Source organism: Pengzhenrongella sicca (genome assembly GCF_017569225.1).
GTDB lineage: Bacteria > Actinomycetota > Actinomycetes > Actinomycetales > Cellulomonadaceae > Pengzhenrongella > Pengzhenrongella sicca.
The window spans coordinates 1,138,622-1,158,023 of the sequence record NZ_CP071868.1; the positions used below are offsets into that span (position 1 = coordinate 1,138,622).

General features: G+C 71.4%; 22 protein-coding genes and 1 other RNA gene. 16 read left to right on the top strand and 7 right to left on the bottom strand.

The window, feature by feature from the left end; all coding sequences use genetic code 11:
- Positions 1–5 precede the first annotated feature (5 nt).
- From J4E96_RS05040 to J4E96_RS05095, 12 genes are all read left to right on the top strand, one after another.
- A complete protein-coding gene (locus J4E96_RS05040; RefSeq protein ID WP_227424685.1) occupies positions 6–866 on the top strand; it encodes a type II secretion system F family protein in 861 nt (286 codons plus the stop codon).
- Positions 863–1,795 (top strand): type II secretion system F family protein, encoded by a 933-nt coding sequence (locus tag J4E96_RS05045; RefSeq protein ID WP_227424686.1) that lies wholly within the window; start codon positions 863–865, stop codon positions 1,793–1,795. Before J4E96_RS05040 ends, J4E96_RS05045 begins: the two co-directional genes overlap by 4 nt.
- Positions 1,796–1,850: 55 nt before the next feature.
- Positions 1,851–2,096 carry a hypothetical protein gene (locus J4E96_RS05050; protein WP_227424687.1) on the top strand — a complete coding sequence of 82 codons (246 nt, stop codon included), beginning with the start codon at positions 1,851–1,853 and terminating at the stop codon, positions 2,094–2,096.
- Positions 2,080–2,565, top strand: a complete 486-nt coding sequence (locus tag J4E96_RS05055; RefSeq protein ID WP_319637744.1) for a TadE family protein — start codon at positions 2,080–2,082, stop codon at positions 2,563–2,565. Before J4E96_RS05050 ends, J4E96_RS05055 begins: the two co-directional genes overlap by 17 nt.
- Positions 2,562–3,041: a pilus assembly protein gene (locus J4E96_RS05060; RefSeq protein ID WP_227424688.1), complete on the top strand. Its 480-nt coding sequence runs from the start codon at positions 2,562–2,564 to the stop codon at positions 3,039–3,041. Before J4E96_RS05055 ends, J4E96_RS05060 begins: the two co-directional genes overlap by 4 nt.
- Position 3,042: 1 nt before the next feature.
- Positions 3,043–3,507, top strand: coding sequence for a pilus assembly protein TadG-related protein (locus tag J4E96_RS05065; protein ID WP_227424689.1), 465 nt, complete (start codon positions 3,043–3,045; stop codon positions 3,505–3,507).
- A 66-nt stretch (positions 3,508–3,573) separates the two neighbouring features.
- A complete protein-coding gene (gene prfB, locus J4E96_RS05070) occupies positions 3,574–4,710 on the top strand; it encodes a peptide chain release factor 2 (RefSeq protein ID WP_227424690.1) in 1,137 nt (378 codons plus the stop codon).
- A 132-nt stretch (positions 4,711–4,842) separates the two neighbouring features.
- A complete protein-coding gene (gene ftsE, locus J4E96_RS05075) occupies positions 4,843–5,532 on the top strand; it encodes a cell division ATP-binding protein FtsE (RefSeq protein WP_227424691.1) in 690 nt (229 codons plus the stop codon).
- Positions 5,533–5,542: 10 nt separating this feature from the next.
- On the top strand, positions 5,543–6,457 hold the full coding sequence (gene ftsX, locus J4E96_RS05080; RefSeq protein WP_227424692.1) for a permease-like cell division protein FtsX: 915 nt from the start codon (positions 5,543–5,545) through the stop codon (positions 6,455–6,457).
- A 5-nt stretch (positions 6,458–6,462) separates the two neighbouring features.
- Positions 6,463–7,812: a peptidoglycan DD-metalloendopeptidase family protein gene (locus J4E96_RS05085; protein ID WP_227424693.1), complete on the top strand. Its 1,350-nt coding sequence runs from the start codon at positions 6,463–6,465 to the stop codon at positions 7,810–7,812.
- Between the two features lie 54 nt (positions 7,813–7,866).
- Positions 7,867–8,337, top strand: coding sequence for an SsrA-binding protein SmpB (gene smpB, locus J4E96_RS05090; RefSeq protein ID WP_227424694.1), 471 nt, complete (start codon positions 7,867–7,869; stop codon positions 8,335–8,337).
- On the top strand, positions 8,327–10,204 hold the full coding sequence (locus J4E96_RS05095) for a DUF2207 domain-containing protein (RefSeq protein ID WP_227424695.1): 1,878 nt from the start codon (positions 8,327–8,329) through the stop codon (positions 10,202–10,204). The genes smpB and J4E96_RS05095 overlap by 11 nt, the downstream gene beginning before the upstream one ends.
- Before the next feature lie 6 nt (positions 10,205–10,210).
- On the opposite strand, the gene J4E96_RS05100 is transcribed toward J4E96_RS05095, so the two are convergent.
- Entirely contained in the window at positions 10,211–10,771 is a 561-nt protein-coding gene (locus J4E96_RS05100; RefSeq protein ID WP_227424696.1) for a TIGR03086 family metal-binding protein, read from the bottom strand.
- A 147-nt stretch (positions 10,772–10,918) separates the two neighbouring features.
- On the opposite strand from J4E96_RS05100, the gene ssrA reads away from it, so the two are divergent.
- The 4 genes from ssrA to J4E96_RS05120 all read left to right on the top strand — a co-directional run bounded on the left by ssrA (position 10,919) and on the right by J4E96_RS05120 (position 14,234).
- Positions 10,919–11,283, top strand: a transfer-messenger RNA (tmRNA) gene (gene ssrA, locus J4E96_RS05105).
- 133 nt (positions 11,284–11,416) lie between these two features.
- Entirely contained in the window at positions 11,417–11,821 is a 405-nt protein-coding gene (locus J4E96_RS05110) for a DUF1801 domain-containing protein (RefSeq protein ID WP_227424697.1), read from the top strand.
- A gap of 46 nt (positions 11,822–11,867) precedes the next feature.
- Positions 11,868–12,440, top strand: coding sequence for a GrpB family protein (locus J4E96_RS05115; RefSeq protein WP_227424698.1), 573 nt, complete (start codon positions 11,868–11,870; stop codon positions 12,438–12,440).
- 120 nt (positions 12,441–12,560) lie between these two features.
- Complete coding sequence (locus tag J4E96_RS05120) at positions 12,561–14,234, top strand: cation:proton antiporter family protein (RefSeq protein ID WP_227424699.1); 1,674 nt, start codon at positions 12,561–12,563, stop codon at positions 14,232–14,234.
- A 14-nt stretch (positions 14,235–14,248) separates the two neighbouring features.
- On the opposite strand, the gene arr is transcribed toward J4E96_RS05120, so the two are convergent.
- The 6 genes from arr to J4E96_RS05150 all read right to left on the bottom strand — a co-directional run bounded on the left by arr (position 14,249) and on the right by J4E96_RS05150 (position 19,398).
- Entirely contained in the window at positions 14,249–14,674 is a 426-nt protein-coding gene (gene arr / locus J4E96_RS05125; RefSeq protein WP_227424700.1) for an NAD(+)--rifampin ADP-ribosyltransferase, read from the bottom strand.
- Positions 14,675–14,692: 18 nt separating this feature from the next.
- Positions 14,693–15,307 carry a TMEM175 family protein gene (locus tag J4E96_RS05130; protein WP_227424701.1) on the bottom strand — a complete coding sequence of 205 codons (615 nt, stop codon included), beginning with the start codon at positions 15,305–15,307 and terminating at the stop codon, positions 14,693–14,695.
- A 12-nt stretch (positions 15,308–15,319) separates the two neighbouring features.
- Positions 15,320–16,144, bottom strand: coding sequence for an alpha/beta fold hydrolase (locus J4E96_RS05135; RefSeq protein ID WP_227424702.1), 825 nt, complete (start codon positions 16,142–16,144; stop codon positions 15,320–15,322).
- Positions 16,145–16,282: 138 nt separating this feature from the next.
- Positions 16,283–17,383 (bottom strand): GGDEF domain-containing protein, encoded by a 1,101-nt coding sequence (locus J4E96_RS05140; RefSeq protein WP_227424703.1) that lies wholly within the window; start codon positions 17,381–17,383, stop codon positions 16,283–16,285.
- A 206-nt stretch (positions 17,384–17,589) separates the two neighbouring features.
- Positions 17,590–18,225 (bottom strand): cysteine hydrolase family protein, encoded by a 636-nt coding sequence (locus tag J4E96_RS05145; RefSeq protein ID WP_227424704.1) that lies wholly within the window; start codon positions 18,223–18,225, stop codon positions 17,590–17,592.
- Between the two features lie 327 nt (positions 18,226–18,552).
- Entirely contained in the window at positions 18,553–19,398 is an 846-nt protein-coding gene (locus J4E96_RS05150) for an alpha/beta fold hydrolase (RefSeq protein ID WP_227424705.1), read from the bottom strand.
- Between the last annotated feature and the right edge of the window lie 4 nt (positions 19,399–19,402).

Below are 19,402 nucleotides of genomic sequence, written 5' to 3' on the forward strand. Positions count from 1 at the left end.
CGCGCATGGGGGTCGTGGCGGGCCTGCTGCTCGGGACGGGACTGTTCTGCGTGTGGTGGTCGTGGTGGGCGCCGGGACCGCCCCGGCCCCCGCGGCGCGGCGGCTGGGGCGAGCGCACCCAGGACCTGCTCGTCCAGGCAGGTGCGCCGGGGGTCACGCCCCGGGCACTGATCGGGACCTCGATCGGCCTGGCGCTCGTCGTGCTGCTGCTCGGCACGGCGGCGACCCGCTCGCCCGCGATCGCCGCGTGCTTCGCGGCGATGGCGGCGCTCGGGCCGACGACGCTCGTGCGTTCGCGTGCGCGCCGCCGCCGTGCCGCCTTGCGGGACGTCTGGCCGGAGGTCGTCGACCACCTCACCTCCGGCGTCCGCGCCGGGCTGTCCCTGCCGGAGGCGGTCAGCCAGCTCGCCGAGCGCGGCCCGGTCGGCTTGCGCGCGGCGTTCGCAAGCTTCGCGGAGGACTACCGCGCGACCGGGCGCTTCGGCGACTGTCTCGACGCGCTCAAGGCCCGGCTCGCCGACCCCGTCGCCGACCGCATCGTCGAGGCGCTGCGGATCACGCGCGACGTCGGCGGCACCGACCTCGGCCGCCTGCTGCGCACCCTGTCGACGTTCCTGCGCGAGGACGCGCGCACCCGCGGCGAGCTCGAGGCGCGGCAGAGCTGGACCGTCAACGCGGCCCGGCTCGCGGTGGCCGCCCCGTGGATCGTGCTCGCGCTGCTCGCGACCCGTCCGGAGGCGGCCGAGGCGTTCAACACCGTCGCGGGCGGCGTCGTGCTCGCGACCGGGGCCGCCTGCTCCACGGTGGCGTACTGGCTGATGATCCGGATCGGGCGGCTGCCCGAGGACGAGCGGGTGCTCCGATGAGCGCGTCGGCGCTCGGCGCCGCGATCGGCGCGTCCGGCGGGCTCGGGCTGGTGCTCGTCGCCTCACGGCTGTCCGCGCGGCGCGTGCGCTTCGACGATCGTGTCGCGCCATACCTGCGGTCCCCCCGATCGGCGTCGGCGCTCCTGGCCGGGCCCGAGCTCCAGACGCCGTTCCCGACCCTCGAGCGCCTCATTGCGCCCGTGATGGCCGACGGAGTCCGGCTCGTCGCCCGACTCGGCTCGCCGTCCGCCGACCTGCGGCGCCGGCTCGAACGCGCCGGGCGACCCGAGTCGGTCGAGCAGTTCCGGGCAGCCCAGGTCGTGTGGGGCGTGCTCGGCCTCGCCGCGGGACTCGCGCTCGCGCTGATGGCGTTCGCGGGCCGCGGGACCTCGCTCGCGGTGGGCGCCGTCCTCGTCGTGCTCGGCGGCCTCGCCGGCGTGGTCGGCCGCGACCAGCACCTCAGCCGTCAGGTGCGCGGCCGGCAGGCGCGGATGCTCGCCGAGCTGCCCACCGTCGCCGAGCTGCTCGCGCTGTCCGTTGGCGCGGGGGAGGGTCCGGTCGGCGCCCTGGAGCGCGTGGTCCGGACCACGCGCGGCGCCCTCGCCGACGAGCTCGCCCGTACGCTCGCGGACGCGCGCGCGGGAACCCCGCTCACCCAGGCGCTGCGGGCGCTCGCGGACCGGACGTCGCTGGCGCCGCTGACCCGCTTCACCGAGGGCGTCGCGATCGCGATCGAGCGCGGCACGCCGCTCGCGCAGGTGCTGCGGGCGCAGGCCCAGGACGTGCGCGAGTCCGGGCGGCAGGCCCTGATGGAGGCCGGCGGGCGAAAAGAGGTCGCCATGATGGTTCCGGTTGTTTTTCTTATATTGCCCGTCACTGTCGCTTTTGCCGCTTTTCCAAGCCTCGTTGTTCTTCGGCTCGGCCAATGAGTTTTTCGCGTAAATAGGAACAAACAGGTTTGCATTCAAGCCACAGGGAGCGAACATGCGACTTCACCTGGTAGACAGAGCATTGATCGACGGGCCGCGGGCGTTGGCGCGCGACGTGGCCCGCCGGTTGGCCGCGCGCCGGCCGGCCCGCGGGACCGACCGCGGGGACGTCCCCGGGTGGGTGCTGATCACCCTCATGACGGCCGGGCTCGTGCTCGTGCTGTGGGCGGTCGCCGGCCCCGCGCTGAGCGACGTGTTCACGAACGCGATCCAGAGCGTCACGGGTGAGATCGGCGGCTGAGTCGCGCCGTCAGCGTCCGGGCGGCGGCGGCGGCGAGCGCAGCGGCGGCGAACGCAGTGGCGACGAGCGCGGCGGCGGCGAGCGCGGCGACGTCAAGCGCGGCGACGTCGGGTCGGCGATCGTCGACTTCGCGCTCGTCGGCGCGCTCCTGACCCTCGTGTTCGCGGCCCTCGTTCAGCTCACGCTCGCCCAGCACGTGCGCAACACCCTCATCGACTGCGCCGCGCAGGGGGCGCGCTACGCGGCCCTCGCCGATCGCACCCCCGCCGACGGTGCCGCGCGGACCCGCGCGCTCATCGACCTGTCGCTCGCCCCCGGGTATGCCGACGACGTCGCGGCCGTCGAGACAATCGTCGACGGGCTCGCGGTGGTCGAGGTGCGGGTGGCCGCGCCCCTGCCGGTCGCGGGCCTGCTGGGCCCCGCGGGACGGCTGACCGTGACCGGACACGCGCTGGTGGAGCACCCGTGAGCGCGCGCCCGCGGTCGCGCCGTCCGGCCCGCCTCGCTGGCGACGACGCCGAGGCCGGCAGCGCCGTCGTCGAGTTCATCGCAGTCACCGTGCTGCTCCTGGTGCCGATCGTCTACCTCGTGCTGGTGCTCGGCCGCGTGCAGGCCGCGAGCTTCGCGGTCGAGGCCGCCGCGCGCGAGGCCGGCCGCGCCTACACCACCGCCGCGACCCCGGCCGACGGCGCCCGCGGCGCGGTCGCGGCCGTGGACCTCGCGCTCGCCGACCAGGGCTTCTCGGCGGCCGACGGCGCGGACGCGCTCACGCTGACGTGCTCGAGCACGCCGTGCCTCGCGCCGGGCAGCAGCGTGCGCGTCGAGGTCGCGGTCGAGGTGGCGCTGCCGTTCGTGCCGTCGTTCGTCCACTCGGCCGTCCCGCTCGTGATCGCGGTCGACGCCGTGCAGGTCGCTCCCGTCGACGCCTACCGCGGGGCCGGCTGACGTGCGGGCCCGGGCAGGGGCAGGGGAGTCCGGCCAGATCCTGCTGCTGTCGATCGTCTTCGCCGTGCTCGCACTGCTGCTGGTCACCGCGGTGGTCTCCGCGACCAGCGTGCACCTGGAGCGCGCCCGGCTGCTGGTCCTGGCGGACGAGCTGGCGCTCGAGGCCGCCGACTCGATCGACCTCGACGGGTTCTATCGTGGCCGCGAGGCGGTCCCGGACGACGGCGGGGTGATCCCGCTCACCGACGCCGGGGTGCGCCGGGCCGCGGTCGACTACCTCGCCGCCCACCGCGACGTCGTCGGCGACCTCGAGGGGCTGACGCTCGAGCAGGCGGGCACGCCAGACGGCCGGACCGCGCGCGTGACCGTGACGGCGATCGCCCGGCCCGCGCTCATCAGCTGGGTCACGGCGCCGTGGTCGGACGGGATCGCGCTGCGGGCGACCTCGAGCGCGCGCGCCTGGTGAGCCGGAGCGCGGTGGGCTCGACCCGGTGAGCCCGAGCCCGGTGGGCTCCCTGTAACCTGGACTCTCGTGGCAGCCACCGATTTCGCGGCCGAGATCCGCACCCTTCGCAACACCCTCCATTCGATCCAGGCCGTGAGCGACCCGGCCGCGATGCGGGTGAAGATCGCCGACCTGTCTGAGCAGGCCTCGGCGCCCGACCTGTGGGACGACCCCGACGAGGGCCAGGCCGTCACGTCCGCGCTCTCGCACACCCAGAGCGAGCTCGACCGCCTCGAGAAGTTCGGGTCCCGCATCGACGATCTCGAGACTCTCATCGAGATGGCGACCGAGGACGTCACGTCCGACCGCGACGACGTCGCCGCGACGCTCGGGGAGGCGGAGGCCGAGCTCGCCTCGATCCGCACGGACCTCGGCGAGCTCGAGGTCCGCACGCTGCTCAGCGGCGAGTACGACATCCGCGACGCCGTCGTCACCATCCGCTCCGGCGCGGGCGGCATCGACGCGGCCGACTTCGCCGAGATGCTCATGCGCATGTACTTGCGCTGGGCCGAGCGGCACGGCTACCCGACGGTCGTGCTCGACACGTCCTACGCGGAGGAGGCGGGCCTGAAGTCCGCGACCTTCGAGGTCAAGGCGCCGTACGCGTTCGGCAACCTGTCCGTCGAGGCGGGCACGCACCGCCTGGTGCGCATCTCCCCGTTCGACAACCAGGGCCGGCGCCAGACGTCGTTCGCGGCGGTCGAGGTCATCCCGCTGATCGAGGGCACCGACAGCGTCGAGATCCCCGACAACGAGATCAGGGTCGACGTGTTCCGCTCGTCCGGCCCGGGCGGGCAGTCCGTCAACACGACCGACTCGGCCGTGCGGATGACGCACATCCCGACCGGCATCGTCGTGTCGATGCAGAACGAGAAGTCGCAGATCCAGAACCGCGCCGCGGCGCTGCGCGTGCTCCAGTCCCGGCTGCTGCTGCAGCGCCAGGCCGAGGAGAGCGCCGCCAAGAAGGCGATGGCGGGGGACATCAAGGCGAGCTGGGGCGACCAGATGCGCTCGTACGTGCTGCACCCGTACCAGATGGTCAAGGACCTGCGCACGGAGCACGAGGTCGGGAACACGTCGGGCGTGTTCGACGGGGAGATCGACGACTTCATCGAGGCCGGCATCCGGTGGCGGCGCGGGCAGGAGCAGGAGGCCGGGCTCTAGCCTGGCGCTGGGCCGAACGGCTCACAGGCAGGTGAGCGGCGTGTCTGCGGAGCAACGCCGCGACCGTCTGCCTAGTCTGAACACGGCCATGCTCGCGCACGCACCTTTCCCCTACTCTGGCCGACGGCAGCTGTGATCCGCTTCGAGAACGTCACCAAGGTCTACGCGCGCGGCGCGCGGCCCGCGCTCGACCAGGTTTCCGTCGAGGTCGAGCGGGGCGAGTTCGTCTTCCTCGTCGGTGCGTCCGGGTCCGGCAAGTCCACCTTCCTCGAGCTCGTCATGCGCGAGGAGCGCCCCACGGGCGGCCGCGTGTACGTCGCGGGTCGTGACCTCGCGACGCTGTCGACGTGGAAGGTGCCGCACCTGCGCCGCCAGATCGGCGCGGTGTTCCAGGACATCCGCCTGCTGCCGAACAAGTCCGTGTTCGAGAACGTGGCGTTCGCGCTGCAGGTGATCGGCAAGCCGCGGCACCACATCATGACGACGGTGCCGGACGTGCTCGACATGGTCGGGCTCGCGGGCAAGGAGAAGCGCCGACCGCACGAGCTGTCCGGCGGCGAGCAGCAGCGGGTCGCGATCGCCCGCGCGTTCGTCAACCGCCCCTCGATCCTGCTCGCGGACGAGCCGACCGGAAACCTCGACCCGACCACCTCCCTTGGCATCATGCGGCTGCTGGACCGGATCAACCGGACCGGCACGACCGTGGTGATGGCGACCCACGACGACGAGATCGTCGACCAGATGCGCAAACGCGTGATCGAGCTGTCCGCCGGCGAGATGGTCCGTGACCAGTCTCGTGGCGTGTACGGCTCGGCGCGCTGAGGAGCTCTTCGTGAGACTGCAGTTCATCCTGTCCGAAATAGGCCTCGGCCTGCGCCGCAACCTGTCGATGACCATCTCGGTCATCCTCGTGACGTTCGTGTCCCTCACGTTCGTCGGCTCGGCCATGCTCCTGCAGCAGCAGATCTCCCAGATGAAGGACGACTGGTACGGCAAGGTCGAGGTCTCGGTCTTCCTGTGCCCGCGGGACTCCGAGCTGCCCACGTGCGCGGGCGGCGAGGTGACGGACGACCAGCGGGCCGCGATCCAGGACGAGCTCGAGTCGCCCGAGCTCGCGCCGTACATCCAGACCGTCTACTTCGAGAGCAAGCAGGAGGCGTTCGACTCATTCCAGGAGAAGCTCTCGGACCAACCCTGGGCGCAGGCCGTCACGGCCGACGACATGAACTCCTCCTACCGCGTCAAGCTCGCCGACCCCGAGAAGTACCAGGTTGTCGCCGACATCCTGTCCGGCCGGCAGGGGGTCGAGGAGGTGCTCGACCAACGGCGCATCTTCGACAAGCTCTTCCTCGTGCTCAACCGCGCAACCCTGCTGTCCGTCGGGCTAGCGACGGTCATGCTGCTCGCCGCGGTGCTGCTGATCACGACCACGATCCGGCTGTCCGCGATGAGCCGACGGCGCGAGACGGGGATCATGCGGCTCGTCGGCGCGTCCAACCTTTTCATCCAGCTCCCGTTCATGCTGGAGGGTGCGATCGCGGCTACCATCGGCGCGGGGATGGCCGTAGGCGGCCTGTGGCTCGGCGTGCGCTACCTCGTCACGGAATGGCTCGGCACCTCGGTCACCTTCGTCGACTACATCGACACCGGCAATGTGCTGTCGATCGCACCGTTCCTGGTCGCCATCGCGATCGTGCTGGCCACGATCTCGTCGGTGGTCACCCTGAGCCGCTATACAAAGGTATGAGTGCCATGAGACTCCACCGCACCGGGCACTCCAGGCGCAGCCTCGTCGCCGGCGCCCTCGCGACGGTCCTCGTGGCGCTCGCCGCGGCGGCCGGCCCCGCGTTCGCGGACGACTTCGACGACCAGCGCGCCGCGACCGAGGCGCGCGCGGCGGCCGCCGCGGCGCGGGCGGAGGAGCTGGCGGCCTCGGTCGAGGGCCTGAGCGCCGAGCTCGGCCAGGCGGTGCTGGACCTGCAGGCGACCGAGGCGCGGCTGCCGATCGCCCAGGCCGAGCTCGCGACGGCGCAGGCCGACCTCGAGCGCACGCAGCGCGAGGCGGCACTGGTCACCGCGCGGCTCGAGGACGCGAGGTCGCAGGAGTCCAGCATCACCACGACGATCGAGGCCGACGGCGCGCGCGCGGAGGAGATCCGCGCCGCCGTCGGGCAGATGGCCCGGCGCGCGTACAAGGGCGAGACGGCCGCGACGAGCCTGAGCGTCGTGATGGACTCGACCAGCACCGAGGACTTCGTCAGCCAGTACGGCATGGTCTCGACGGCGCTGCGCACGCAGACCAAGGCGCTCGACGACCTCGACCAGATCTCCGCGACGAACAAGAACAGCCAGGCCCGCCTCGCCGCGATCAAGGTCAAGGTGACCGAGCTCAAGGCGGAGGCCGACCAGAAGGTCGTCGAGGCAGACGCGGCCAAGGCGGCCGCGGCGGCGCGCCAGGCCGAGATCGAGCAGCTCATCGCCGACCAGTCCGCCCGCAAGGCGGCCATCGAGGCGATGCGGGCGCAGGCCGAGTCCGAGCAGGCGCAGGTCGACGCCGAGCGCAACACCATCGCGAGCGAGCTCGCCGACATCATCGCCAAGCAGCGCGCGGCCGCCGAAGCTGCGCGCGCGGCCGCCCAGGCCGCCGGCAAGAGCGCCCCGGCGGTCGCCGCGCCGTCGGGCAGCGTGTCCGGCGCGATCTTCGGCAACCCGACCTCCATCAGCCCGATGCACGTGACGTCGGAGTACGGGATGCGCCTGCACCCCACGCTCGGCTACGTGCGGCTGCACGCCGGCATCGACCTGCGCACGTACTGCAACACCCCCGAGTACGCCGCGGCGGACGGGACCGTGCAGTGGGCGCAGAACCGGTTCGGGTTCGGAAACCAGGTCATGATCGACCACGGCACCATCAACGGGAACTCCGTGATGGCGAGCTACAACCACATGACCCGGTTCGTCGTGTCCGGCGGGCAGGGCGTGACCAAGGGACAGCTCATCGGGTACTCCGGCAACACGGGCACCTCGGCCGCCTGCCACCTGCACTTCGAGGTCTACGTCAACGGGTCGACCGTCAACCCGCGCCCGCTGCTCGGGCTGTAGCGCCGCGTCCCCTAGGCTGGGACGGCTCAGACGAGAAGAGGGGGAGGCTGGCAGATGGTCCAGGATTCCGGACGCAAGGTGGTCGCCAGCAACCGCAAGGCTCGGCACGACTACTTCATCGAGGACGTGTTCGAGGCAGGCCTGGTGCTCATGGGCACCGAGGTCAAGGCGCTGCGCGCCGGGCGCGCGTCGCTCGTCGACGGGTACTGCACGATCGAGCGGGGCGAGGCCTGGCTCGAGGGCGTGCACATCCCCGAGTACGTGCAGGGCACCTGGACGAACCACGCGCCGCGGCGCAAGCGCAAGATGCTCATGCACCGCTCCGAGATCGACCGGCTCGAGGCCAAGACGCAGGAGAAGGGGCACACGATCGTGCCCCTGGCCCTGTACTTCCTCGACGGGCGCGCCAAGGTCGAGATCGCGCTCGCGCGAGGAAAGAAGGAGTACGACAAGCGACACACGCTCCGGGAGAAGCAGGACACGCGCGAGGCGCAGCGCGCGATCGCCACCCACCGTGACCGCTGACGGCCGACGGCGTCGCGCGCCGCTGCGCACGCGCCTCGGGCTGGTCCTCGTCGTCGCCGCCGGGGCCTTGGGCGCGGCCGCGCTGCCCGCCCACGCGGCGTCGTCGGGCAACGAGATCACCCGGTACGACGCCCAGGTCGACCTCGCGGCCGACGGCACGATGTCCGTCGCGCTCGACTTCGACTTCGACTTCGGGGGCGATCCCGGCCACGGCCCGTACCTCACCCTGCCCACCGCGCAGCGATTCTCGTCCGAGTACGACCGCGTGTACGAGATCACCGACGTCCAGGCGACGTCCGACGACGACGCCGCCGCGCCCGCCGACGTCGACCTCACCGAGGAGAACGGCTGGCTCCAGATCCGCATCGGCGACCCCGACAAGGATGACGTCAGCGGCGTGCACCGGTACGAGGTGACCTACACGATGCGCGGGCTCGTGAATGCGGCTGACTCGACCAACGCGGGCGACGAGCTGTACTGGAACGTCATCGGCGACCAGTGGGAGATCCCGCTCGCCGACCTTACGGTCACGGTCTCCGGGCCAGCCGCCGTCGACCAGGTCGCGTGCTTCGCGGGCAGCACCGGCTCGGGCTCGGCGTGCGACGACGCGGTCGCCGAGGGCACGGTCGCCCGGTTCGCCCAGGGCGTCGTCTCCCCGGGACAGGCGCTCACGGTCGCGGCCAGCTACCCGGCGGGCACCTTCACGGACGCCGGGCCGATCCTGCGCGAGCGCTGGGCGCCCGACCGGGCATTCTCCGTGACGCCGTGGACCGGCACCGCCGCCGCGGTCGTGCTGCTCGGCGGCCTCGGCCTCGTGCTGGGCCGCTCGCGCCAGCGTGGGCGGGACGAGCAGTACCTCGACCAGGTCCCGGGGCTCAGTCCCCAGGACGGCCAGCCCGGCGCCGTCGGCCCGCGGGACCGCCGGACGCCGATCGCGGTGCACTTCACGCCGCCCCCGGACCTGCGCGCCGGTCAGCTGGGCACCCTGATCGACGAGCGGGCCGACCCGCGCGACGTGACCGCGACGATCGTGGACCTCGCGGTGCGCGGCTACCTGCGCGTCGAGCAGGTCGCCGAGGCCAACGTCGTCGGCCGCGGCGCCGACTGGCAGCTCGTCCGGCTGCGCACGGCCACCGCCGAGCTCGCGCCGTACGAGCGGACGCTGTTCGACGCGATCTTCGACGACCGCAAGCGGATCACGCTGTCCGAGCTGAAGACGACGTTCGCGGCGTCGATGGCCACGGTCCAGAAGGAGCTCTACGAGGACGTCACGACCCGCGGGTGGTTCCGCGGCAACCCGTCGACGGTGCGCACACGGTGGTACGTCGCGGGCGCCGGGCTGCTCGTGCTCGGCCTCGGGCTGACCGTCGTGCTGGCCGCACTCACGCACTGGGGCATCGTCGGCCTCGCCGCGACGGTCGTGGGCGCGGCGGTGCTCGTCGCGGCGCGCTCGGCGCCCGCCCGCACCGCGACGGGCACGGCTGTGCTCGCGCAGACGCTCGGCTTCCGGCAGTACCTCGCCACGGCGGAGGCGGAGCAGCTCCGGTTCGAGGAGGGCGAAGACCTGTTCAGCCGCTACCTGCCGTACGCGATCGTGTTCGGCCTCACCGAGCGCTGGGCGGGCGTGTTCGCGCGGCTCGCGGAGCAGGGCCGGGCGGTGGCGGAGCCGACCTGGTACGTCGGCCCGGGCTACCACGTGGGCGCGTTCTGGCTGGCCTCGAACTCGTTCGGGCAGGCGGTCGAGGGCTTCTCCGCGATCGCGACCCAGTCGATGTCGGCGCCGACGCCGGGGTCGTCGGGCTCGTCGGGGTTCTCGGGCGGGTTCTCCGGCGGCGGTGGCGGCGGAGGTGGTGGCGGCGGCTGGTAGCCGTCGCTACAGGCGCCGGCCGAAGATCGCCAGCAGCCGGGTCTGCGGGTCGTCCGACGGCGCGCTCGGCAGCGGCTCGGCGAACAGCGGGTGCCCGAGCTCCGCGGCGCGATCGCTCCACTCGATGAGCAGGCGGTCCACCGTGAGCGGGTCGATCGTCTCGTCGAGGTGCAGCGCGGTCGCGAGGTCCCAGCCGTGGATCGCGAGGTCGGTGACCAGCTCGTCCAGGTACTCGTGCGCCGCGCGCTCGCCCGAGGACAGCTCGACGGTGCGCCCGAGCACGCCCTGGGTCGCGAAGGCGTCGATCGAGGCCCCGATCGCCCGCCGCCAGGCCGCCACCGGGTCGTCGCCCAGCACGTCGCCGTCGAACGCGGTGCCGACGTCGGCGATCGTGCGGCCGGCGAGCAGCTCGGGCGCCCACAGGTGCTCGGCGGTCAGATGGTTCACCAGCTGGCGGACCGACCAGTCGGTGCAGGGGGTCGGGTCGTCCCAGTGGCCGAGCGCGGCGGTGACCAGGGCGGTGAATCGTTGGGCGTTCTCGCGGTGCAGGCTCAGTAGCTCATCCATGCTCCTAGCCTCTTCCTTCGGCGCACGGCGCGCCAGAGGAACGTCGACGCGCTGAGCCCCGCCCGTGCGGGACTTCTGGACTATGCTGGGGCCCTCGGACTGGGCACGCTTCGGCGGGTTCGGCTCGGGTGCTTGATAAATGCACAGGGGGGTGATCGGTTTCGACGGTGATCGTCGATCCAGGAGAAGCGGGCCGAGGATGCAGGGTTATCTCGTCAACGCTCCCTGCAAAACCAATAGGTGCCGACTCCAATCGCACCGACTTCGCACTCGCCGCTTAGGCCAGTCTGAAGTCCGTTAGCCCGAGTTTGCTCTCGATTCGGTAACTAGCGTCATCTAGAGAGCTTGCTTGCAGCGTTCGTCGTCGGCGCTGCTGGGACTTTTAGGCGACTGGGCCTGTCAGCGGCATGCTTGCTAGATTGCTGGGGCCGAGAAAAGCGCAGCAAGCTGCGCCCGGAGAAGTCCTGGTTCACAGTCATCGGACGCGGGTTCGATTCCCGCCACCTCCACCCCCTGGACCTGCGTCAGCGCAGGTCAAAGTAATGCAGAAGTAGCCATCCGTTCACACGGGTGGCTACTTCTGCGTGTGGGGCCTCGGCGTGGAGGGTGGTGCGTGTCGATTCGCGTCACTCGTAGAGTCGGGCCATGGCGGAAGGCATCGTGACATCGAGCGACGCGGAGTTCCGGGCGATGCTTGCCGGCAGCCCAGAGTCGATCGCCGAATTGGCGATGCTCGCCCGTGGCCTCATCTTCGATGTGCTTCCCCAGACCGTCGAGGTGGTGTGGCCCCACCAGAGGATCGCCGGCTTCGGCACCGGCCCGAAGAAGCTGACCGAGCACTTCGTCTGGCTGGCGCCGCGCTCGAAGCACGTGGCGTTCGGGTTCTCCTACGGCTCTGAGCTGCCGGCGCCCGACGGCCTGCTCGAGGGCACCGGACGCCTGATGCGGCACGTGAAGATCCGCGCGGCGACGGATCTCGCGAACCCGGAGCTGCGTCGGCTCGTCGAGGTGGCGACCACGCATCGCGTACCGCCGCCCCGGAGCGCGTAGGGATCGACCAGCCGGGGACGTCCTGCCGGCAGGAGAGGATGGGGACGTGGACGACGATCGCAGCGCCTATCTCGATTCCGTGCTGATCGGCGGACGGGAGCCCGCGAGCATCGTGGTGGTCGACTACGACGACGCGTGGCCCGACCGGTTTGAGGTCCTCGCCGACCGGGTCAGGCAGGCCCTCGGGCGGGGGGTACGCCGCCTCGAGCACATCGGCTCGACCTCGGTACCGGGCCTGGCCGCGAAGCCCATCATCGACATGCTCCTGGTCGTGGACGACGTCCAGGACGAAGCCGCGTTCGTCCCGGCGCTGAAAGGTGCGGGCTTCGAGCTTCGCGTCCGCGAGCCGGGCCACCGCATGTTCCGGACCCCCGAGCGCGACATGCACCTGCACGTGTACGCCGTCGGCCGGCCGGAGACGAGCGACTACCTCGACCTTCGGGACTGGCTCCGCGTGAGCAGCGAGGACCGCACTCTGTACGAGAGCGTCAAGCGGCGGCTGGCGCAGCAGCAGTGGGCCGACATGAACGACTACGCCGACGCCAAGACCGACGTCGTGCTCGACATTCTCAACCGGGCACGGCTCTGGAGGGCCGGCGCGCGCCCCACCGTCGTCTAGTCACTTCCACGTCCTGGGTACGACGGTCGATCGCCGTCGTCACGGGCCGGTGGGTGATGCGGCGCGCGGAGCAGGCAAGATGGAGACCTCACCATCCGGCGCCGACACGAGAGGAACCTCATGGAGGCAGTGGCCCTCTACCTCGGCGCCGCTCTCGTCGGCGGGCTCATCGCGGTGCTGCTCCGGCTGCCGCCGCTCGTCGGCTTCCTCGCCGCCGGGTTCGCCCTCGGCGCCGGCGGCGCTCCGGACCTGCCGTACCTCGAGTCGATCGCGGACCTCGGCGTCGTCCTGCTGCTGTTCGCCATCGGCCTGAAGCTCGATGTCCGCACGCTGCTGCGCCCCGAGATCTGGCTGACCACCGTCGTGCACATGGCGGTGAGCGTCGCGATCGCGTTCGGCTTCCTCGGCCTGATCGCGGTGATCGGGTTCGGGTTCGTCGCCGGCGAGTCGGTCGGCGCGCTGGCGCTCGTCGGCTTCGCGTTGTCCTTCTCCTCGACGGTCTTCGTGGTCAAGGTGCTCGACGACCGGTCCGACACCACCGCGCTCTACGGGCGCATCGCGGTGGGCGTGCTCGTCATGCAGGACGTCGCCGCCGTCACCTTCCTGTCGCTGTCGAGCGGTGAGGCGCCGAGCCCGTGGGCACTGCTGCTCTTCCTGCTGATCCCGGGCTCGTGGGTGCTGCACCGGATCTGGGACCGCGCTGGCCACGGCGAGCTGCAGGCGCTGTTCGGTGTGTCGGTCGCCGTGGTGCTCGGCTTCGGGCTGTTCGAGCTCGTCGGCATCGACGGCGACGTCGGGGCGCTCGTCGTCGGCGCGCTGCTGTCGTCCCATCCCCAGGCGGGGGAGCTGTCGCGGTCCCTCATGACGTTCAAGGACCTCATGCTGGTGGCGTTCTTCGTGCAGATCGGGCTGCATGGCACGCCGCACCTGCTCGAGATCGGCCTGGCTCTGCTCCTGCTGCTGATCCTGCCGTTCCAGGTCGCGGCCTACGCCGTCGTGCTGTGGCTGATGCGCCTGCGGCGGCGCACGTCGTTTCTCGCCAGCCTGGTGCTGGCGAACTACTCCGAGTTCGGGATCATCGTCGTCGCCGTGGGCGCGTCCACCGGTGTGCTCGAGGATCAGTGGGTCGTGGTCATCTCGCTCGCCGTCGCCTTCAGCTTCGGCGTGTCGGCGATCGTCAACCGCCGCGGCGTCGAGCTCGCGACGCGGCTGTCGCGCCTCCTTCCGGCGCGCGCCAGCGATCGGCTGCACCCGGACGACCGGCTGGTCGACGTCGGCGACGCCGACGCGCTCGTCCTCGGCCTCGGACGCCTCGGGGCCGCGACCTACGCCCGGCTGCGCGACGAGTACGGGCTGTCCGTCGTCGGCGTCGAGCACGACCGCACCCGCGTCACCGCGCTGGAGGACGAGGGCTACGAGGTGGTCCGCGCGGACGCGACCGACCTGGAGTTCTGGACCCGCGTGCAGCGCGCCGGCCGCGTCAAGGTCGCGGTCCTCGCGATGCCCTTCCACAACGCCAACCTCATCGCGCTGACCCGGCTCCAGGCGGCCGGCTTCACGGGAAAGGTCGCCGCGGTCGCGCGGTACGACGACGACGTCGCGGAGCTGCAGCGGCACGGCGCGGACGCGGTGTTCCACCTGTACGGCTCGGCGGGCTTCGCGCTCGCCGACCACGCGGCGGACGTGTTGCTCCAGGGCCTGGGCCCGGCGGCGCCCGAGCATCACCCTCCGGCCCATCCGGGTGACGCGCTGGACGTCCTCAAGCCGCTCGATCGCGATACCGACCCGGTCTAGCGACGGTCAACGCGTCAGTCGATCGCCTCGATGCCGAGCTTCGCGAGCGTGTCGAGGCGATCGCGCATGCCCTGGAGCGCCTCCGGGGAGTGCCCGACCCAGTCCACGACCTCGCCGACGACGCGTAGGGGGCGCCGGGTGCGGTACGACCTCGTCGGATTGCCGGGAAACCGCTGGTCCGTCAGGTTCGGATCGTTCTGGATCGGGCCCGTCGGTTCGACGCGATAGATCCTGCCGGGGCCCTCACCCGCCGCAAGCTCCGCGCCCCAGGTGGCCGCGTCGAGGGTCGCGGTGAGGTAGACGTAGCTCGCCGGCTGGCGCGCGCCGTAGTTCGAGCCGCGGCCCGGCTCGAGCAGGGCCCCCACCGGCAGGTCGGCTTTCGTGCCGTGGAAGAAGGGCCCGGGGTCGGTGACGGCGGGGTCCGTCGGGTCCTCGGCCATGCGCACTCCTTCGACGGCTCACTCCGTGGGGTCGGGCTGCGCGGCCACGAGCCGCTCGATCCGCCGGTCCGGAATCAGCCACAGGGCTGCGACGACGACGTACAGGGCGTACGACAGCGGCGTCCACACGAACGCCATGACGATGCCGAGCGCGTACAGCACCGGGGAGATCTCGCCCTTGCGATCCCGCCCGACGGCGCGGGCGAGCGTGCTGTTGGCTCCTCCTGCCCGGATGATCATCCGGCTCAGCACGAAGTACGCGACACCCGCCATCAACAGGATCAGCCCGTAGAGCGCGGCGGGCGCGGCGGCGCCGTGGCTTTCGCCGAGCCAGCTTGTCGAGAACGGGACCAGCGAGAGCCAGAACAACAGGTGCATGTTTGCCCACATGATCGATCCGCTCATGTGATCGGCGGTCGACATCAGGTGGTGGTGGTTGTTCCAGTAGATCGCGATGTACACGAAGCTGAGGATGTAGCTGAAGATCACGGGGACGAGATGGGCGTCGACGAGATCGGCGAACGTCGCGACGTGCCCCTCCTCGGACTCGGGCACGCGGAGCTCGAGCACCATGATCGTGATGACGATGGCGAGGACTCCATCGCTGAACGCTTCCAGCCGGCTCGTGCGCATGGCGCCGATCCGTCAGGACGTGATGAACGCCAGCAGATCGGCGTTGATCGTCTCGGCCTCGGTGGTCGGCATGCCGTGCGGGAATCCCGCGTACGTCTTCAGCGTCCCGTTCTGGACCAGCGCCGCGGACAGGGGAGCGGAGTCGGCGTAGGGGACGATCTGGTCGTCGTCGCCGTGCATCACCAGGACCGGGACGGAGATCTTCTTCAGGTCCTCCGTGAAGTCGGTCTGGGAGAAGGCCACGATGCCGTCGTAGTGGGCCTTGGCCCCGCCCATCATTCCCTGCCGCCACCAGTTCTCGATGATCGCCTCCGACGGCTCGACCCCAGGGCGGTTGAAGCCGTAGAACGGGCCGGACGGCAGCGCGCGGTAGAAGTCCGACCGGTGGGTGGCCACCTCGACCTGGAGGCCGTCGAAGACGGCCTTCGGCAGGCCGCCGGGGTTGGCCTCGGTCTGCACCATGATCGGGGGCACGGCGCTGATCAGCACCGCCTTGGCGACGCGGCTCTCGCCGTGACGGGCGAGGTAGCGCACCACCTCGCCGCCGCCGGTGGAGTGGCCGACGTGGACGGCGTCGTGCAGATCGAGATGCGCCGTCACGGCGGCGAGGTCGTCGGCGTAGTGGTCCATGTCGTGGCCGTCGCTGGTCTGGGTCGAGCGTCCGTGCCCGCGTCGGTCGTGCGCGACGACCCGGAAGCCGTGCTGGAGGAAGAAGAGCATCTGGGTGTCCCAGTCGTCGGCCGACAGGGGCCAGCCGTGACTGAAGACGATCGGCTGGCCCGAGCCCCAGTCCTTGAAGAAGATCTCCGTGCCGTCGGTCGTGGTGATGGTGCCCATGTGCGTCCTCCGTGAGTCCAGGATGAGGCGAGCGGGTCTCGTCCGCGCTTCGCGGAAAACCCAACAAAGCGGGCGAATCACCTCGAGCATACCGAGCAGCCGATCTCGCGTGCACTACCCGCCTAGGAGTGCACCCGCCTAGGAGTGCACCCGGTCGCGCCCCTGCGCCTTGGCGCCGTACATGAGCTCGTCGACCCGGCGCAGCACCGACAGCGCGGGCTCGCCGGGCCGCAGCTCCGTGACCCCGAAGCTCGCGGTGACGCGCACCCCGACCGCCACGGCCAGCTCCTGCGGCAGCGCCTGCCGGAGCCGCTCGGCGAGCTGGACGGCCTGGCCGTGATCGGTTGCGGGCGCGACGAGCACGAACTCCTCACCGCCGATGCGTGCCAGCACGTCGCCTTCGCGCACGGTGCGGCCAGCTACCTCGGCGACCACGCGCAGCACCCGGTCGCCCAGGTCGTGCCCGAACGCGTCGTTGACCTGCTTGAAGTGGTCGAGGTCGAAGTACACGACGCCGACCGGGTGGGAGTCGCTGACCAGGCCGGACTGGAAGCCGAGCTCGTCGAGCAGGCGGCGCCGGTTGGCGATGCCGGTGAGCTCGTCCAGGTAGGCCATGTCCCGCAGCTGCGATGCGGTGGCGTCCGCCCGCGCGGCGTCGGCCACGGCGGCGGTGACGTGCTCCTTCGCCCGCGACAGCACGAGCAGCAGGACGAGGTACACCCCGAGGTACACGCCGTACCGGGTCGAGACCCAGAGGTAGTCGCCGCTGTCGGGCAGGCGCGAGAGCGTCGCCGCGACCACCGCCGTGAACAGGACGGCGAAGACCAAGCCGTGCACGAGCGCCGTCCGCGTGCGTTGGAAGAGGAAGCCGACGATCAGGCACACGACCACGCCGAGCAGCGGCGTCGGCAGCAGCGAGGCCCAGGCGGTCTCGGCGTCGGGGGCGTCCGCGATCCGGCCGGTCGCGATCACGATCCACAGCGCCTCGAGCAGGACGAGGATCGTCAGGGCCGCGCGGATGGCCCATTGCTGCTTGCGCACGAGGATCCAGGCAAACACCACAAGCGCGGCGCCCAGCGGCGGGTAGCCCCAGCGCACCCACGGGTCGCTGGAACCCTCCCTGAACCAGGTGACCGTGATGATCGGGGCCCCCACCGCGATGCCGAGGACGACGACGCGCCGCGCGAGCCCGGCGAGGTCACCGCCGCGCGGCAGCGAAGGACCGTCGGCTCGTCTCATCGCGCGACCTCACCTTCCCTGCCGGGGCACCGTCCGCGCGGACCTCGCGCGCCCCGCGGGACGCCGTCGGCCCGTCGGGGTGGCACAGTGTCGCACCCCCGCGATCGTTCGCGGGCGCGATGTCCAGCGGTGTCACCCGCACGGCGGCGACCCGGCGGTGGGGACCTCGGCGGTGCCCCCGGCGGTAGCGCCGGCCGGCCGGTCGGTTAGTAGCCTCGGGACGAGTCTGCAGCGACCAGGGAGCCCTGGAGGGTGGCGAGGTAGCCGTCAACGGTGGTCGGCTTGGAGAACATCGGATAGTCGTACTGAATCGCGTTCTCGTGCTCGGCCATCGACGTCGCGCCGACGGCGTCGGTCAGGGTGATGACCTCGAAGCCCTTCTCGTAGGCCGAGCGCATGGTCGACTCGACGCAACAGTTGGTGAGGAAGCCGGCGAGCACGACGGTGGTGATGCCCTTCGAGCGCAGGATGAAGTCGAGATTCGTCGAGCCGAAGGCGTCGAGGCCGCGCTTGCCCTCGATGACGATGTCGGAGTCGACCGGGGCGACGTCGTCGACGATCTCGCAGCCCCAGGTGCCCTTGACGAAGGATGAGGAGTCGACGACGCCCTTGAGGATGCCGTAGGGGTGCGACGTGATCTCGTGGTAGCCGGCCTGGAACGCGATCGGGCTGTGGATGATCGTCACGCCGGCCGCCCGCGAGCCTTCGAGCGCCCTGCGGGCGTTCGCCAGCATGCCCGTCGCCTCCATCGAGCCCTGGACCGCGCCGTGCAGCGACCCTCCCTCGCTGGTGAAATCGTGCTGGAACTCGATCAGGACGAGTGCGGTCGTGTCCGGGATCATGGCGTGCTCCTTGCGGGTCGGGAATCTCCTCATCGAGATTGGGCAGATTGTCGGACAAGTCAGCGCAGGTGACAAGACCTGCAACAAGGCCTGCGTTCTACCTGCCCTGCGCCCTTCCGGTTCTGCGCCCTAGCCTCCGAGGGTCCCCGCCTGCGCCTGGAGGTACCGACGCTCGGGCGCGCGGAGAGTCATCCGCGCGGCCCACCGGTACTCGTCTACTCGTCGAGGTCGAGGTCGAGGTCGAGGTCGAGGTCGAGGTCGAGGTAGGCCTGAGCCCGACCGTCTGGACGGCCGCGGTCAAGGACCGCAGCCGCCGTCGCGATCGGGTCACGCCTCGTCGGCCAGGACCTCGCGCAGCCTCGCCGCGAACGCGGCGGGCTGGCCCGGCTGACCGAACTCGTCGCCGAGGAAGCCGCCGTGGTTGCTCGGGAAGACCGTCAGCTCGAGGCCGAGCGCCGCGGCGAGTGCTGCGGACGTGCGCCAGGTCAGCGTGTCCTTGCTCTCGATGCCTGCGGCGATCACGACCCTGGTCGGCGCGGCGAGGAGTGCCGGGACGTCGGGGCGATAGCCGGTCACCGCCGCCGACACCCCGGACAGCAGCGGGTCGCTCCGCGATCCGTCGTCGCCCGTCGGCAGGCCGAAGGCCGCAGGGTCGGGGGCCTGGCGGCCGAACTCCGGTGTGAGCTCGCCCGACCATGACGTCAGGGCGATGAACATCGCCATGCCCGATCCCCAGCCGCGCTCGTGGTACGCCTCCTGGACTAGACGCTCCGCGGCGAAGGCCTGCTCCGCGTCCGGCAGCATGATGAGCAGCGGCGGCTCGTGCGCCACGAGGATGCGCACATCGGCGGCGTGCGCGGCGACGAGGGCCAGCGAGGTCACCGCGCCGCCGCTGGACGCGAACAGATCGACGTGGCCCGTGCCGAGCGCGGCGATGAGTCGGTGGAGGTCCTCGGCCTGCTGGTCCGGCCGGTGCTCGGCGATGCCGTCGCGCCGAACGCTGCGGCCGAGGCCGCGGGGGTCGTACGTCAGCACGGTCCGGTCGGCGAAGTGTGAGGCGAGCGTGGAAAACCCGCTGGCGTCCATCGGCTGCCCGATGAGCAGAAGCGGTGGGCTGCCGTCCGCGGTCGGCAGCGGGCCGCGCACGTCGTAGGTCAGGGTGGCGCCAGCCACCTCA